This window comes from Methanospirillum hungatei, from assembly GCF_020216685.1.
In the GTDB taxonomy this organism is placed as follows: Archaea; Halobacteriota; Methanomicrobia; order Methanomicrobiales; family Methanospirillaceae; genus Methanospirillum; species Methanospirillum hungatei_B.
Genome location: NZ_JAIWNS010000079.1, coordinates 1 through 14,228, shown reverse-complemented (window position 1 = coordinate 14,228; position 14,228 = coordinate 1). Strand labels below are relative to the sequence as shown.

The following is a 14,228-nucleotide window of genomic DNA, read 5'->3' as shown; positions in this document are numbered from 1 at the left end:
GGATATGACCGGGTTTCAGCTTATCATGAACTTTGTCATCTTTCCGATATTCGGTCTTTCAGGAGCGTTATTTCCGATTAGTTCCCTTCCAAACTGGTTATTACCGATAACTAAATTAGACCCCCTGACGTATGGGGTTGAAGGAATCCGGTATGGCCTGACGGGAGTGAGCCAGATAAATCCGGTCCTTTGTTTCATTGTTATTGGAGGATTTGCCTGTGCTATGACGGTAATCGGTGCATATTTATTCAGAAAGATCTCCATCTAAATAAGTCCATTATTCAGAAAAGGCCCTGATAATCTCTTATTTATCCAAAACATTTTTTCTTGAATCTGTGTTGTATTCAAAGGAATGATGAAAAAATAGATCTCAAATAGAGATTATTTTAAGACGGTATGCACGCTACGGTATCGTCTCATGAATACTGAGATTTGCAATGAAGTCTGGATATGAGAAGATAATGAGTTCTGAATAAAATTTACCGGGGAATTTTTTCATTCAGGAGAGTAAAAAACTTCACATAGATATCCGGATGTTTTTTCATATTCCTGAATATTTTCTGATGTACTGATTCATCACATGGAGTAAATGGGTTATTGCTGAGATTCAGATCCCGGGATGTGATGATAGTCGTTTCTCCTGATTTGAGACAGAATATAATAGATCTTTCATCGTCGTCCGATCCGATGAGCGTCTGAGCGGGTTCTCCATGAATATCATTCCGATATCCAAGAACTTTGTTTGGTCTTTTTTCCTGCATGGTCACAATGAGATATACAATATTTGCTTTAATCATAGATAATGCATTTGATATTTTTATTTAACTCAGTCATTATTTTCGGTGGTGGGTTTTGACCGGCTGAATACGTAGTGGGTGGTTCGGGTTATTACATTCTTCAATGTATCCCTCTTGGAGGTTGTCGTTATCACACATTCATTCAGAGTCATAAGGATCGTAAGAATATCATGGAAACAGGAAAAGCGACGCGATTTTTTTATCAGAAATTTTGTAAAACACAGGACGATGAATGAATACTTTCTCGATCCTGACCGAATCTGATAATACGATGGAAGTGTACAAACTGAAACCAAAAGACAGATGAGGTGATCTAGGTGAAGTGGACAAAAATTGACGTCAGGACCGGTTCCAGAGCACAGTTCATTGATATTACCGATAGAATTTCAGAGGAAGTCCGAAGTTGCGGAGTGCAAAACGGTACTTGCGTTGTGTTTACCCAACATACAACAGCAGGTCTTACCATCAATGAGAATGCAGATCCTGACGTTGTACGAGACATCCTTGTCGGTCTTACCCGCCTGGTTCCGGCAACCGGTGATTACCGGCATGCTGAAGGAAATTCCGATGCCCATATCAAGGCTTCCCTGATGGGTTTTTCTCTCACGATACCGGTGATAGATGGCCGGCTGGCTCTTGGGACCTGGCAGGGTATTTACTTTTGCGAGTTTGATGGTCCCCGGAACCGGCATGTTCTGGTCGGGGTACGTGACGGGTAGATGAGATGCGAATGGATCTCATATGGGGAGCGTTTCGTTTCAGAAATAATTGGGAAAATTTGGACGGGGTCTATCCCTTAATTTTTTAGTCTTATTCTTGTTTACGGCATGAGATTTTTATGTACGAAATTGGACAAATCAGGAATATCATGTTCAATTATTATCCATAATCTGGGGGCATTTATCGCTCTGTATTGGTGAACTAAAATATTCCGAAGGCCTGAAATATCCTGCCATGGTATATAAGGTTCAGTTTCTTTTTAAAATCATTGAAGAGAGATTTATTGAACTCTTATTGCCAAAAGTGTGCATTGTTGAAGTTGCTGCGGTCTGTCGTCGGTTTACTGATGAGAAAACCAGCCAAAAGATCACATCCCGACTCTATACTACGAGTACACTTATATCAGATGATGAGATATTTTATGAAGCCTGGAGAATCGCTGAATCTCAAAGTTGTTCTGGATTTGACTCATATTTTATCGCATTAGCGTATCGGGACAAAATACCTCTGATAACCGATGATGAAGGTATGCATCATCATGCAATGAAAAAGGGCGTGCAAGCTTTTTTTATTCGCTCTTCTAATGTATCAGATATTGATGAATTATTTCTTTGAAATAGATTACTTTTCTCTGTTGCTCATAAATCTCATCAAAAAAATAAAAAATTAGGAGCCTGGTGCTGCATATTATTCAATTTATCTGGGTTCCCAGTATGGGACTTGCTGCCCTAATTTGCCCGTCAGGGTGATCTGGATGAGAGTTAATGGTCATAATTCTGGGTCAAACTCGATTCATTTTGCAGGATTCGGAGTACAACGCATTAAAAAGAAAATCTTATGTTCTATATGAGGTGAAATTTTGGTAGAATCATGATTGGTCAATCCCGATAAAAGGTCTTTATATCTCTAACCCCCTCTTTCCTCCATCCCTCTCTCCTCTTCCAATGCCTGAACAAATGCCACTAAGAATGTATGCCTCCGTTCAGCCATCTCCTTCCCGGTCCGGGTGTACATCATATCCGATAACCTGAGCAATTTCTCATACATATGTTCAAGCCCGTCCGTAATATCCCCACCATGTTCACCGGCTGAAATAAACGTCCGGGCAATCCCCACAGCTCCCATCGCATCCAGTTTGTCTGCGTCAGAGAGGATCTTTGCCTCCAGTGTCTCCGGAACAAGAGCGGTGCTGAACCGGTGGGCTTTGATAGCATGGACAATGCGTAAGATCCGCTCCTCTCCATATGATATTCCGGTCAGAAACTCCTCAGTCATCTCTGCCCCTTTTATCTCATGGGAAATCCCTGTCTTCCTCTCCAGGGGCCGGGCAATATCATGGAAGATTGCAGCGGGAATCAGGATCTCCATCTCTGCCTGCTCCGCCTCTCCGATTATTTCACACAGGGATACTACCCGGAGGGTATGGTCAAACCCATGGGAACCCGCCTCAAAAAGGGCCTGCTTAACGAAATTTTTCATCTCGCGAAATAGTTCGGTCATGGCTTTTTCAATAGGACCTGATGTTCAAGCAGGCTGTGTTGCTCTCTCGCAATACAAAACCCGGCAGCCTGTGCCTCTATCATCTCCTGAATGAACTCCTCCATTTTGACATGCCCTTTTGGTTCACTCACCAGAAAGATACCGCTCGGTTTTAGACAATCAAATACCTCTGCAAACAATGCCAGGGGAGAGGGGACTTCGTGGACCATATGAAAGCCAATTGCAAAGTCAACAAATCCGGACTCATTGAGATGAAGCGTTTCAGATGCCGTCTTATGCAGGATCACCCGGTCAATAAGCCCCTTTCGGATCATCTTTTCTTTCGTACGATCCAGCATTTCAGGTTGAAGATCCGCAGCAATGACCGTTCCTTCCGGCCCAACAAATCTGGCCATGACACCGGTAAAAAACCCAGGACCACACCCGACATCAAGGACCGTCATCTTTGGTCTGACATGGGGCTTGAGCAGCCGGCTTGGTCTGATGAGCAGCGATCTGAAAGGATTGTCAAGCATCCAGGCACGTTCTGCCGGACACACTGAATGAGCCATGCCTATAGGTTTCTATCTGACAGATATCAAACCGCAAGAAAAAAAAGAAAAAACCGAAGTGACCGGGGCGGTGATATACCGGCTCATGAAGAAACGAATCGGTTAATCCATCTCAAGATCGACTTCAATACCGCCGATGACTCCAAGGGCCAGATTATAGACAAAAGCAACGATTGCCCCGCCAATAAACCCGAAGATCGCTCCGACGATGATCATTACAATGAGGGCCGCAATACCGGTTCCAACACCCATACCGACGTCCCCCGCAAGTCCCATGGCACTTCCCATCCCAAGGGCCATCACAATACCCATGAGAAATCCATAGATAACTCCGATGACTGCACTGAACTTTGCTACACTCATCACTCCAAGACGCTTGATAACTGTCTCCTTGACGACCATATCCTCACCGACAAAACATGCTCTTTTCTCCTATATTAATGGTTCGTGGGTATGGTCGTTTATCCTGCACATTCACTTGGTATATGATACGCAGGAGATCAGAGTAGGGTATATCTCTTTCAAACACGATGGTCATATAGGTTATGAATAAAACGAAACAACGGGTTGAAGCATTCTTTTTCACCAACAAAGGCGGGGTCAGATCCAACAACGAAGACGGACTGGTCATTCCGGGAACACTGATATCAGATCTCTCCATGAAAATCCCCGAGTCTTACAGCGGAGAGGTCATGAATGCCCTATTCTGTGTTGCAGACGGAATTGGAGGAGAACAAAAAGGAGAGGTGGCAGCCCAGCTGGTTTTAACCTACCTTCAGGATCACTTTGCCGAGATAACCGATGAAGAGAGTTTCAATTCGGTTGTCTATGCTGCAAAAGAACAGCTGGAGGCGTATGTTGAGAAAAATCCTGAAGCATCAAATCTTGGGTGTACCCTTGCCGGGGTTATCATCCAGGAAGAAAAAGCCCATGTATTCAACATCGGAGACTGCCGGGTCTACCGGATAAACGGGAAATTCTTCGAGAGGATAACCAAAGATCACTCAGTCGTCCAGCACCTTCTTGAAGAGGGAGTAATCACCGAGGATGAGATGAGGTATCACCCACGGAAAAATATCGTCACTTCATCCATATCCGGTGACGGGATAAAGGACTCAGTCCATGTCTGGTTCAAGACCATCGGTCTTCGTGACCAGGATCAGTTCTTCATCTGTTCTGACGGGATTTGGGAATGTTTCTCACAGGATGAACTGGAGATGATCCTTCAGAAACATCCGGGGTATGCCTTCCTCGATAAAGTGCTCGTTGCTTCCCTTGCACGACAATCACAGGATAATGTAACGGCAATTCTTCTCTCAACCAGCCAGTCATAATGAGTTCTCTGATCGTTGTAGAAATTGCCCTCGCACATTCTGATGATGACGGCCAGTCACTTGAATGGATAGAAAAGCGAATCCATTCTCTTTTATCCAGCGCAGAAAGACGGTTTGATACCCTGACAAACAAGAATGAGCGGGTTATAAAATTACACGAAGAACTCAGGGAAATTGCTGAGCAAATCCTGACTCCTGATTATCCTGCCTGGAAATCTCCTGAATCCTCAAGAAAGACGATGGAGTTATTCTTCCGGAAAGCTGACCGGTTCAGGATTGTGCTCATCCAGCTCCTCCTTGAAGAGAATGAGATGCGACTTCTGGAAGAGGTGTATATACAGAAGATAGAAAGCCTTCTTAACCGACTGGTATCTGAATCCTTCATCAGTGCTGAAAATCCTGCATACCTGGAATACAGACGGTCAGTTGAGAATCTCTCCACGCTTGAGGTTCAGTCTGAACGGATAAACTCGTATAAGGCACTCATATCTGATATTGCCACCAGGTATTATACCTGCAGACATGCTCTTTTCTCACTTAATAACCGGATTGATGAGCTGAAAAAAGAGGCCTCCTCTCTTGAACTGAAAAATGTATCGCTTCCGGATCTGGAGATCCTGCATTCATTACAGGCCCAGATCTCTACACTTTCTGAAATTCCGGATCTTGATGCCAGAAAAGAGAAACTAAAGAGTCTTGAAGAACAGCTTTCAGCCCTTGATCACCGGGTATCTGGAATTGAGCACACTACCCTTGGAGGGATTTCTCGTGAGGAACCAGATCGTGAGGAGGAAAAGGCAAAGATTGCCCATGATGTGTCCATGGAACTCCTGACCATGGAAGCGGAATTTTTTCACGGGCGGATTGGGTTTTTTGATTATGATGAGACGGAGAGTTCAGATTACGAACCGGTTGCAAAAGAGACAACTCCTGAACGGCTTGCCCTCCAAAGGGAGAACCTGCAACTGGAATATGGACTATTGAAAGAGAAGATCCCTGAGAAGACGGTTATCAGGGAGGACCTTGAAGAGATAGTCCAGACCCTCTCTCTGGATCCTGATGCCGGGGCTCTTCTGGACGCTGCCATGATCCTGTATCATGACCCCTTCCCTGAGCTTCGTGAACTGTCGGTTATCAGGAGGCAGTATGATGCATATTATCTTCAAAAAAAGAGCAAATCCCTCTCTGATAAGCAGTGGGAGACGGTCATTCAGAGCATCCTGGAGGCTATGAAGGGACGGGGATACCGGGTCAAGCCACGGAAGATGACCAACCTTCGTGATTCGTTCCGGCGGGGGAGTATTGAGGTCTTTTCTCCGGTATCTCATTACTCGGTTATGATCTCCATCAATCCGCTGGATGAACTGGTATTCAGACTGGTCAGGATTGTCGATGGTCTTGATATTGATGAACTGGACCCTGACCAGATTCAGAAGGATGATGCACATGCATCAGCGGTATGGAGTCGTGATTATGCCATCCTGCAGGATGAATTAAAAAAAGAACATATCCTTTTTATTGAGCGTTTAAAGAAGAATCCGGATGAAGTGCCCATTCAGCAGCTCACCAGGTTTGACATCCTGACTGATGAGCATATATCTTAATTCTATAAACTCCCTATACATGGTATCCGGAGCCAGGTATGATACCGGAAGATGTTGATAGTCCGGAAAAAAGAGGCAGAACCTTACGGGACGGGCTGTCAGCACAGTCAGAACCTTCCAATCCCACAGAACCTGAAATAGCCGGGTCTGAATCCCAGCGGTATTTCAGAACGTACCGGATCATGAAACAGTTTCCGGCAACCGGCGGGGAAGCTGACATCTGGCTTATCCAAAAAGACCGGGTCTATTATATCCTGAAACATTACCGGCTCGGAATTGAACCAAAGATTGACGTGCTGGATCAGGTCAGTCATATCTCACTGCGGAACCCGAAGAATCTTATCAAGATCATCGATTACGGTTTTGATGAGGATTCAGAACGGTGGTATGAGATCCTGGAATATGCCAGGTATGGATCACTTCGCGACCTGGTCCAGAAACAGTCCATCAATAATAGCACCTTTAAGGCCATCATAGAAGAGATAGCATTCGGTCTTGACACCCTGCATAAAAATAATGTCCTGCACCTTGACTTAAAACCATCAAATATCCTGATCCGTGAGCTCAGACCACTCAACCTGATCCTCACCGATTTTGGTATCTCAACCTTACTTGACAGCGAACTCTCCCGGCATATCACCACGACAAAGGGAACCCCTATGTACTGGGCCCCGGAGCAACTTGGAAATGTGGTCGGAAGGGAGAGTGATTACTGGGCTCTTGGGGTCATCGCTCTTGAGCTGACTGAGAAGAAGCATCCATTCGACGGGCTGAATCATAATCTCATCCTCTCAACGCTGGCATCCCGGGGCATTATCCTCTCTGAGCAGATAAATCCTGATCGCCTTATTCTGCTCAAAGGACTTTTGACCAGGAATCCCAAGAAGAGGTGGGGGAAACGGGAGGTCTCGCTCTGGCTGTCGGGGAAGCGGAATATCCCGGTCTATTATGAGGAAGAGCATACCGGCAGGATGGGTATCTCAAAGCCATATGAGTTTCATGATGAGAATTACTACAGTCTCCATGACCTGATGTATGCCTTTATCGGTGACCCGGTCTCCTGGGAGGATGCAAAGCGGCATATCGGCCGGGGATACCTGCTCAGATGGCTTGAGGCGACCGAACAGTACAATAAGGCGGTCACCATCTCCAAGTATATCGAAACCTATCCGAACGAAGATGAGCGGCTCCTCTACATTGCAGCAGAACTGAACCGGGACATTCCCTTTACTCTTTTTGGAAAAGTCATTGATATCACGAATATTGTCTGGTTTTTAGGCAGGTCTCTGAACAGAGAACAGGATGAGAATGAGGAGCGGATCATCATCATGCTCTTCTCCGGTGAGATTGAGGAGATGTACACAAAATTCCTGGAGATAACAAAGCAGGAAGTAAAAAGTATCTTCTTCATGCGGCTCTTTACCTGGATAAAGAGCAACCCCCGGGGAACGACCGAACGAAAACGGCTGTTTCAGTATGCAAAAATTCTGCATGAACGCGAGCTTGCCGGAATCCCGACTGAATGGAGTGCCAAGTCAGTAATTGCTATCGTCTCCATCTATCAGAATTTCATAAAATTGTCTGCGAAATCAGATGCTGATGAATGTAAGAAGGACATGATAGCCGCTGCAAAACATGCCCTGGCCGCCCAGGTGATTGAGCCTGATCTCCTTGTTGCCCTTGCCTCTGCATTTGAAGAACTGCAGGATGAAAAGTCTGGAAAACTTCTTTTGAAGAAGGCCTACAACCTAGACATCAGGGTTCTTACGCTCCTTTTTAATAAGAGAAAAGGCCTGACCAGGTTCAGGTTTTACACCGCCCTGACCAGAGAGTATGAAAAGAACCTGTTCTCCATCTCGTCTGATCCCTGGAATGAAACGGCAACGTTCTGGAAAGAGAAGTATGTCCAGTATTATCTTGAGGACAACTTCTCCCTTGCTCTCTCGATATCAGAGCGTCTGATTGAGATGGACAAATCCGGTGCTGTCGGTTGGGCAATGCGGGGAGTAAGCCTTTTTAAATTAAAACGGAGTCATGAGGCCGGATTTTGCCTGTCACATAAAATCATCCAGACATCTGATGATCCCTTCATCACCTGGCTTTCTGGTGAACATCTGGAGGAGACCGGGAACCCGGCCTTGGCTGAGCAGAAATACCTAGAGGTTCCGATAGCTCATATCGCCCAGCCTGTACCTCAGATCGGTCTTGCGCGGCTCTATTTCAAACAAAAGAGATACTGGGAGTCCATTGAAATCTGTGATAAGATCCTTGCTGCATATCCCGGCCTTCCTAAGGCGTTATTTTACAAGGGGGATTGTTTGTATGCAATCGAACGGGTTCCTGAAGCATTACAGTCATTTTTAGATATCTGTAATAATCATCCTGACCACCTGCACAGCTGTGTCAAGGCGGCACGGTGCTATCTGAAACTTGGGGATTATACAGAAGCAGACAAATACATCACCGGGGTTATTGAAAAGGATGAAACGATAATTGAGGCCTTGCGAATCAAAGTTTTCATTCTGCTCAAGCGTGGAGCAAAAGCAGAGGCAAGGCTGTACCTGGATAAGATCCTGGTTATCGACCCTGAGAACGAATGGGCTCAACGAATGCTGGCAATAAAGTAAGGATTTTTCTGTACATCATCTTTTCATCCCTGTTCCTGGTGTCCCTGGTATGAAGATAATGAGGAGAGTATAATAAGCTTCAAATGTCAGGGAGATACTATCTTCAGTACTGGGAATTTCTTTTCATCATCCGGTAATTGGTATCATGCCGAAATATCTCAGGAAATCTTCAGGTGACCCACATGTTCAGCCTACCGAAATGGACTACGGAATTTGTCAGATTTCTCTCGGTAACCCCGCAGTTTACATTTACCGGTAACATCCTGGATGTGTATCCGGTTGAGATAGATGGCAATCTCACTACATTGAGGCTTAAAGATTATATCCGTACCATCCTGGTCAAGGAGGGGTATGATATCATCCTGGGGCTTGAACCATTCGTGGGATTTTCGCATCTGCATGGGGATCCTGATACGATTCATGCCATCTTGGGAGATGTGTTGTCGGTGGAGAAGACCGGGCCTCCCTCACTTGAGAGGACCGTTGAAATTTTACAAAAGAGTGTGGATAACCGGACCGCGTACTCTGCCATAATTCTGAACCAGATTACCCGGCATGACGAACGCTATGCCGCCTCTGACAAATTCTTCTTTAACCTGTTCTGTACCTGTCAGAATGCAGAGCCAAGACTTCTGGCCGGGAGTTCTTATCCAAGGTTTAACCTTCTTATCTGGATTCATGACCGGGATGCCTCTTTGCCCTCCTGGTATACCCGTGATAATACCAGGGTCAGGCAGATTGTCGTCCCACGGCCAGACCTTGACACTCGTCGTGCCCTGCTTGAATCGCTGACGAAGAATGTTCCCCAGTTCGAATCTCAAAAGGAGCCTGAAAAGAAGGAATCACTCTCGTTGCTGGTGAAAAGAACTCATGATCTTCAGGCAAATGAGATAGTCTCCCTGATCTCCCTGGTGCGACGTGAGATTTTGTCAGTATCCGATCTTCATGAGGCTGTTGTTCAGTATTCATCCGGTATTGCAGATAATTTCTGGAAGACGGTTGACAAAAAGAAGATAGAAGAGGCTGCACAGTTTCTTGGCGCCCGCGTCTTTGGGCAGAAACATGCCATAAAACGGGTATGCAATCTGTTAAACCAGGCCTACCTTGGTCTTTCCTATTCTCAGTATCCTCCTGAGATCTCCCAGCCACGGGGATTTGTCCTTCTGGCAGGGCATGAGGGAGTAGGAAAGACAACTCTGGCAAGTGCATTAAAGGACCTACTCCTTGGTCCGGACCGTGATATGATCTTGCTGAATATGAGTGATTACTCGGATGATGATGCATGTATGCGGATGCTGTCGTTCTCCTCGATGGATAATGGCAGTTTTCTTGGAAAAATCAAACAAAATCCGTACTCAATTGTGCTCTTTGAAAATATTGAATCAGCGCATTCTGATGTATTAAGACTCATATCTTCCATCATCCGGGACGGGCAGATAATCACCGACGACGGGATGCTCATCAGTTTTTCCGGATGCTTTATCATCTGCACCCTCCGTCTCTCCGGGTGTTGTCCGAATGCATACCAGCACTCGCACAGTGAAGAAGAGACCAACAAGGAGTACATGGCCCGTGAACGGACGGCGAGTGAGAGTATCACCCTCTTCTTTGAAGAGAAGAAGAATCTTGATTTCTCACGGTTCATCAGGGGAAATACCATCATCTTCCGCAGTATCCAGCCTGATGCGGCAAAACTGGTTCTCGATGCCATGCTCACAAGGATATTTGAGAAGATCTCACTGATGTTCACGATTAACCTCATGATAAGCCCCTCTGTCAGGGAGATGGTGGAAGAATACTGCTGTCAGGACCTGAGCAGGGGAGGTATCAGTATCGGCCAGCGGGTTGAGGCCATGCTCATTCACCCCCTCTCCAGGGTTCTTATTAAAGAAACTTTTACTCCGGAAGAAAAAGTAATAATAACTCATATTTCAGATAGTGAATCAGGATGGGAGGTCAGCCTCTCCAGGGTGTGAATGCCCGGATGTAATTATGGTGCTTCAAAAAATTTGTGATACATGTGGGATGGCAAATCCTGCGACTGAGATGATCTGTATGCGGTGTTTTTCAGACATCTCAGGGAAAAAGCCGGTTGAACGAAAGACCATCCGGCAGATAGAAGGAAAAGGGATTGTAAAAAAACCGCCTGACAGACGGTTTGCCAATATCGGGTTTGATGAGGGGAGGACTATCAGAGAGGTCACCCCTCTCACGCTTTCAATGTCTCCGGGAGCCACAATAACAGTTCATCATGGGGATACCGTTGGCAGGGATGCAGTAGGCAGGACTCTTCTTCAGCAATATAACGGCGTATCCCGGCAGCATGCAACGTTCAAATATTTTAACGGGAAGTGGCTGGTCAGGGATGAAAACTCGACAAACGGCACCTATATCCAGGGAAAAAAGATCTCTCCAGATAAATGGTATGAGGTAAAAGATGGGGATTCCATCTCTTTCTCATCAAACTGCACCTTTATGGTACAGACGATGTAAAACCCTCTCCATCAATACATATTCCGTCCCCGTTCCAGTTCATCGGCAGGAAGAATCACAAGCCCGTCCGGATATGGTGCAAACCAGGTCTGATTTTTCAGATAATCTGATGTATGCGAAAGGAGCCAGGTCTGGAGAATCATCCTGACGGCAGATAAGGGAAGTCGTCCCTCCCGGTATGCTTCAATCCGGTCAAGGAAGAATGCCTTCTCATCAGGATTCAGATTATCACTGATATATCCAAACGAGTGATGTAATACATTAATGTGTGAGGTATACCGGGGAGGGAGCCGGGTTGCTGCAAGGAGGGCGCGGCGGTACTCTTTCATGACCTCATCAGGTCTTTTCCTGTCAGAGTTTGCGACTATCCTTCCAAGTTCCCTGAGCCTGCTCTGGTTGTATGCCATGAGAAGGAGTTTATTTTCCGAATGAAACCTTGCAAGCGCTGCCATTGTTCCGGCTGACTCGACGTTCCGGAGATCTGCCAGCATGAATATTCTGGTCAGGAAATGTTCGCGGATTCTCTGATTTCGTATCCGCCCCTCATCTTCAATCGGATAATCAGGGAACGTCTCAAGGATCTTTCCTCCGAAAAATCCTGGTCCTTTTTCAATGGCAGCTGATTTTCCAACCGACGGGTAGATGTTCACATTGGAGATACCTGATGTCGGGGATTTGTTTTTCAGGATAAACCCGTCAACGGATGTGAGACTCTTTATAAATCCCTCGGTAAATGTGTTCATGCGGTCAGTCAGGTCTTCATTGGTGGTGGGCTGTATAAGCCGGTCTCCCTCCTTTGTTCTGACTATCCTGATGCTGCTGCGGGGAATCCCCAGTCCTATCTCAACCTCCGGACATACCGGGATGAAGGTGACATATGGTTTCATCGCGGCAACTTCGGAACTTGAAATCATATCCCCGTTATACCTGACCGGATCATGCTCGATACACCGGCTGATCACAATTACGGGCTTTTGAAAGGTCCTTTTTTTCTGCATACCAAAGATACATACCCTTCACACAGGTATATAGGATACGGATACAAACTGATCATAAACCGGGTACGATAATCCCCGGAGAAGAGGATTAACCGATATGTGTATTGCAATTCCTGCAGAAATTCTTGAGATTCGTGATGACAATACCGCTCTTGTTGATTTTGGAAGCCTGAAACAGGACATCCGCATTGACCTTGTGGACGTTTCGGTTGGAGATTTTGTCCTTGTTCATGTGGGGTTTGCCATCCAGAAGGTGAACCGGGATGAGGCTCTTGAAACCAGGGAACTCTTCAGGCAGTGCTATGCAGCAATGGAAGAAGCATAAAACCCGTTTTTAAAAATGGTTCAGATTGCTGAACCGGTCAGCATCGGAAATGCCTGCGAGATTCCGTTGATGATAAACTGAACTGCGATGGCCATGAGCATAATCCCCATCAGACGGTTGACAACCCGGTATTCACGCTGACCGATCCGTTTTGTTATCTGGTCAGAGGATATCAGGACGATATAGGTGATGAGAATAGTCACGATCACTGAGCCCAGGATGATCCCAAGTTCCACCGGTTCAGAAAAAATCGGGGTATCCTGAGAGAGGACTATTACCGTTGTGATGGTCCCGGGTCCTGATATCATCGGAAATGCAAGGGGCATGGATGAGATGTCCTCGGCATCGATGCTCTCATACTTCTCCGTTGCCGTTACCTTTGCCCGTGAGGTCCGTGCATACACCATCTCCATACCAATACCAAACAGCAGGACCCCGCCGGCGACGGTAAAAGCACTGATGGTTATCCCAAAGAGTGACAGGAGGGATGAGCCGAACAGGGTGAAGAATATGAGTACCACTCCTGCGATACGACACCCGTAGGCTGCCACCCTGCGTTTGTCTTTGGAATCCATGAACTCAGTGATGGAGTTATACACCAGCAGGGCACCAAGAGGATTTACCACGATGAGGATGGATGAAAGGGCGAAAAGAGAGAAACTGATGAGATCTGGTGCCATGGTACTTGTTTGGATGTATTAGTAATATACAATCCCGTTCTCCAGGGCACTGATATTCTCATACCTTTCCGTTGACAGATTGGTGCTGATCACGACCTCCGGAATCTCACATCCGAACCTGTGGGCCGGGAACCAGTACAGTCCGTCGCCATAAACCGGCTGAACATCATACACCTGCAGGTCTGCTGCCGTATAGTTCATCGAGAGTACGCTTACATTGGAGAAGGCAAGTTTTTGCAGAAGCCTGGATTTGATATCATTTTCCCCAAACATAAATGCAAGAACCCTGAATGCATCTTCCAACTCGTATTCCACGTGAACGTCGGCATACCCGGGCATCAATGATATCGTAACTGACTCAATACGAAGGTACCCTTCTGAATCAGGGGTGGCGGCGTATGACTGGGACACCAGGATCAGGAAGCACCCGATCAGCATCACCAGACCGATCTTCATTCTTAAAAGGTTTAGCAATAGCTGCTTAAATTCTTTTGTCAGAAAGAAAAGGGATGTTGTTTATTTTCTGGAGATCAGGATTATTTCAATTGATGATACGTGGGTTTTTCCACTTTCCGTGTCGACTACTTCAGTGGATGTGA

17 protein-coding genes are annotated in these 14,228 nt (G+C 46.0%); 9 read left to right on the top strand and 8 right to left on the bottom strand.

Going from position 1 to position 14,228, the window contains the following annotated elements; translation table 11 throughout:
• The coding region (locus LDL35_RS04790) for an ABC transporter permease (protein ID WP_304020047.1) at positions 1–268 on the top strand (268 nt) is incomplete at its 5' end.
• Positions 269–479: 211 nt separating this feature from the next.
• Here the strand turns inward: LDL35_RS04790 and LDL35_RS04785 are convergent.
• Positions 480–797 (bottom strand): hypothetical protein, encoded by a 318-nt coding sequence (locus LDL35_RS04785; protein WP_304020045.1) that lies wholly within the window; start codon positions 795–797, stop codon positions 480–482.
• A gap of 317 nt (positions 798–1,114) precedes the next feature.
• On the opposite strand from LDL35_RS04785, the gene LDL35_RS04780 reads away from it, so the two are divergent.
• A complete protein-coding gene (locus LDL35_RS04780) occupies positions 1,115–1,516 on the top strand; it encodes a secondary thiamine-phosphate synthase enzyme YjbQ (RefSeq protein ID WP_304020044.1) in 402 nt (133 codons plus the stop codon).
• A 101-nt stretch (positions 1,517–1,617) separates the two neighbouring features.
• On the opposite strand, the gene LDL35_RS15275 is transcribed toward LDL35_RS04780, so the two are convergent.
• Positions 1,618–1,725 carry a HepT-like ribonuclease domain-containing protein gene (locus LDL35_RS15275; protein ID WP_369694882.1) on the bottom strand — a complete coding sequence of 36 codons (108 nt, stop codon included), beginning with the start codon at positions 1,723–1,725 and terminating at the stop codon, positions 1,618–1,620.
• A gap of 26 nt (positions 1,726–1,751) precedes the next feature.
• Here LDL35_RS15275 and LDL35_RS04775 point away from each other — a divergent pair, with 26 nt between their 5' ends.
• On the top strand, positions 1,752–2,132 hold the full coding sequence (locus LDL35_RS04775; protein WP_304020042.1) for a type II toxin-antitoxin system VapC family toxin: 381 nt from the start codon (positions 1,752–1,754) through the stop codon (positions 2,130–2,132).
• Between the two features lie 291 nt (positions 2,133–2,423).
• On the opposite strand, the gene LDL35_RS04770 is transcribed toward LDL35_RS04775, so the two are convergent.
• The 3 genes from LDL35_RS04770 to LDL35_RS04760 all read right to left on the bottom strand — a co-directional run bounded on the left by LDL35_RS04770 (position 2,424) and on the right by LDL35_RS04760 (position 3,970).
• Complete coding sequence (locus tag LDL35_RS04770) at positions 2,424–3,017, bottom strand: HD domain-containing protein (RefSeq protein ID WP_304020040.1); 594 nt, start codon at positions 3,015–3,017, stop codon at positions 2,424–2,426.
• On the bottom strand, positions 3,014–3,568 hold the full coding sequence (locus LDL35_RS04765; protein WP_304020039.1) for a class I SAM-dependent methyltransferase: 555 nt from the start codon (positions 3,566–3,568) through the stop codon (positions 3,014–3,016). The genes LDL35_RS04770 and LDL35_RS04765 overlap by 4 nt, the downstream gene beginning before the upstream one ends.
• A gap of 102 nt (positions 3,569–3,670) precedes the next feature.
• Positions 3,671–3,970: a hypothetical protein gene (locus LDL35_RS04760; protein ID WP_304020038.1), complete on the bottom strand. Its 300-nt coding sequence runs from the start codon at positions 3,968–3,970 to the stop codon at positions 3,671–3,673.
• Between the two features lie 143 nt (positions 3,971–4,113).
• On the opposite strand from LDL35_RS04760, the gene LDL35_RS04755 reads away from it, so the two are divergent.
• The 5 genes from LDL35_RS04755 (at position 4,114) to LDL35_RS04735 (ending at position 11,626) form a co-directional block, all read left to right on the top strand.
• Complete coding sequence (locus LDL35_RS04755) at positions 4,114–4,902, top strand: PP2C family serine/threonine-protein phosphatase (protein ID WP_304020036.1); 789 nt, start codon at positions 4,114–4,116, stop codon at positions 4,900–4,902.
• On the top strand, positions 4,902–6,506 hold the full coding sequence (locus tag LDL35_RS04750) for a hypothetical protein (RefSeq protein ID WP_304020035.1): 1,605 nt from the start codon (positions 4,902–4,904) through the stop codon (positions 6,504–6,506). The genes LDL35_RS04755 and LDL35_RS04750 overlap by 1 nt, the downstream gene beginning before the upstream one ends.
• A gap of 38 nt (positions 6,507–6,544) precedes the next feature.
• Positions 6,545–9,133: a protein kinase gene (locus LDL35_RS04745; RefSeq protein ID WP_304020033.1), complete on the top strand. Its 2,589-nt coding sequence runs from the start codon at positions 6,545–6,547 to the stop codon at positions 9,131–9,133.
• A gap of 182 nt (positions 9,134–9,315) precedes the next feature.
• Complete coding sequence (locus LDL35_RS04740) at positions 9,316–11,109, top strand: AAA family ATPase (RefSeq protein WP_304020031.1); 1,794 nt, start codon at positions 9,316–9,318, stop codon at positions 11,107–11,109.
• Between the two features lie 16 nt (positions 11,110–11,125).
• A complete protein-coding gene (locus LDL35_RS04735; protein ID WP_052288850.1) occupies positions 11,126–11,626 on the top strand; it encodes an FHA domain-containing protein in 501 nt (166 codons plus the stop codon).
• An 11-nt stretch (positions 11,627–11,637) separates the two neighbouring features.
• Here LDL35_RS04735 and LDL35_RS04730 read toward each other — a convergent pair whose 3' ends face one another.
• Positions 11,638–12,624 carry a DUF523 and DUF1722 domain-containing protein gene (locus LDL35_RS04730; protein ID WP_304020029.1) on the bottom strand — a complete coding sequence of 329 codons (987 nt, stop codon included), beginning with the start codon at positions 12,622–12,624 and terminating at the stop codon, positions 11,638–11,640.
• A 97-nt stretch (positions 12,625–12,721) separates the two neighbouring features.
• On the opposite strand from LDL35_RS04730, the gene LDL35_RS04725 reads away from it, so the two are divergent.
• A complete protein-coding gene (locus LDL35_RS04725; RefSeq protein WP_304020027.1) occupies positions 12,722–12,949 on the top strand; it encodes a HypC/HybG/HupF family hydrogenase formation chaperone in 228 nt (75 codons plus the stop codon).
• Positions 12,950–12,969: 20 nt separating this feature from the next.
• Here the strand turns inward: LDL35_RS04725 and LDL35_RS04720 are convergent, their stop codons facing one another.
• Together LDL35_RS04720 and LDL35_RS04715 are read right to left on the bottom strand one after the other, a co-directional pair.
• Positions 12,970–13,629: a MarC family protein gene (locus tag LDL35_RS04720; protein ID WP_304020026.1), complete on the bottom strand. Its 660-nt coding sequence runs from the start codon at positions 13,627–13,629 to the stop codon at positions 12,970–12,972.
• Between the two features lie 18 nt (positions 13,630–13,647).
• A complete protein-coding gene (locus tag LDL35_RS04715; protein WP_304020024.1) occupies positions 13,648–14,085 on the bottom strand; it encodes a hypothetical protein in 438 nt (145 codons plus the stop codon).
• Positions 14,086–14,228: the final 143 nt, after the last annotated feature.

Excerpts from the sequence above, each read along its gene's own strand:
- LDL35_RS04740 (WP_304020031.1), top strand. The coding sequence starts at position 9,316 with ATGTTCAGCCTACCGAAATGGACTACGGAATTTGTCAGATTTCTCTCG.
- LDL35_RS04765 (WP_304020039.1), bottom strand. The coding sequence starts at position 3,568 with ATGGCTCATTCAGTGTGTCCGGCAGAACGTGCCTGGATGCTTGACAAT.
- LDL35_RS04775 (WP_304020042.1), top strand. The coding sequence starts at position 1,752 with ATGGTATATAAGGTTCAGTTTCTTTTTAAAATCATTGAAGAGAGATTT.
- LDL35_RS04715 (WP_304020024.1), bottom strand. The coding sequence starts at position 14,085 with ATGAAGATCGGTCTGGTGATGCTGATCGGGTGCTTCCTGATCCTGGTG.
- LDL35_RS04735 (WP_052288850.1), top strand. The coding sequence starts at position 11,126 with ATGGTGCTTCAAAAAATTTGTGATACATGTGGGATGGCAAATCCTGCG.
- LDL35_RS04745 (WP_304020033.1), top strand. The coding sequence starts at position 6,545 with ATGATACCGGAAGATGTTGATAGTCCGGAAAAAAGAGGCAGAACCTTA.
- LDL35_RS04770 (WP_304020040.1), bottom strand. The coding sequence starts at position 3,017 with ATGACCGAACTATTTCGCGAGATGAAAAATTTCGTTAAGCAGGCCCTT.
- LDL35_RS04755 (WP_304020036.1), top strand. The coding sequence starts at position 4,114 with ATGAATAAAACGAAACAACGGGTTGAAGCATTCTTTTTCACCAACAAA.
- LDL35_RS04760 (WP_304020038.1), bottom strand. The coding sequence starts at position 3,970 with ATGGTCGTCAAGGAGACAGTTATCAAGCGTCTTGGAGTGATGAGTGTA.
- LDL35_RS04785 (WP_304020045.1), bottom strand. The coding sequence starts at position 797 with ATGATTAAAGCAAATATTGTATATCTCATTGTGACCATGCAGGAAAAA.
- LDL35_RS04730 (WP_304020029.1), bottom strand. The coding sequence starts at position 12,624 with ATGCAGAAAAAAAGGACCTTTCAAAAGCCCGTAATTGTGATCAGCCGG.
- LDL35_RS04720 (WP_304020026.1), bottom strand. The coding sequence starts at position 13,629 with ATGGCACCAGATCTCATCAGTTTCTCTCTTTTCGCCCTTTCATCCATC.
- LDL35_RS04750 (WP_304020035.1), top strand. The coding sequence starts at position 4,902 with ATGAGTTCTCTGATCGTTGTAGAAATTGCCCTCGCACATTCTGATGAT.
- LDL35_RS04725 (WP_304020027.1), top strand. The coding sequence starts at position 12,722 with ATGTGTATTGCAATTCCTGCAGAAATTCTTGAGATTCGTGATGACAAT.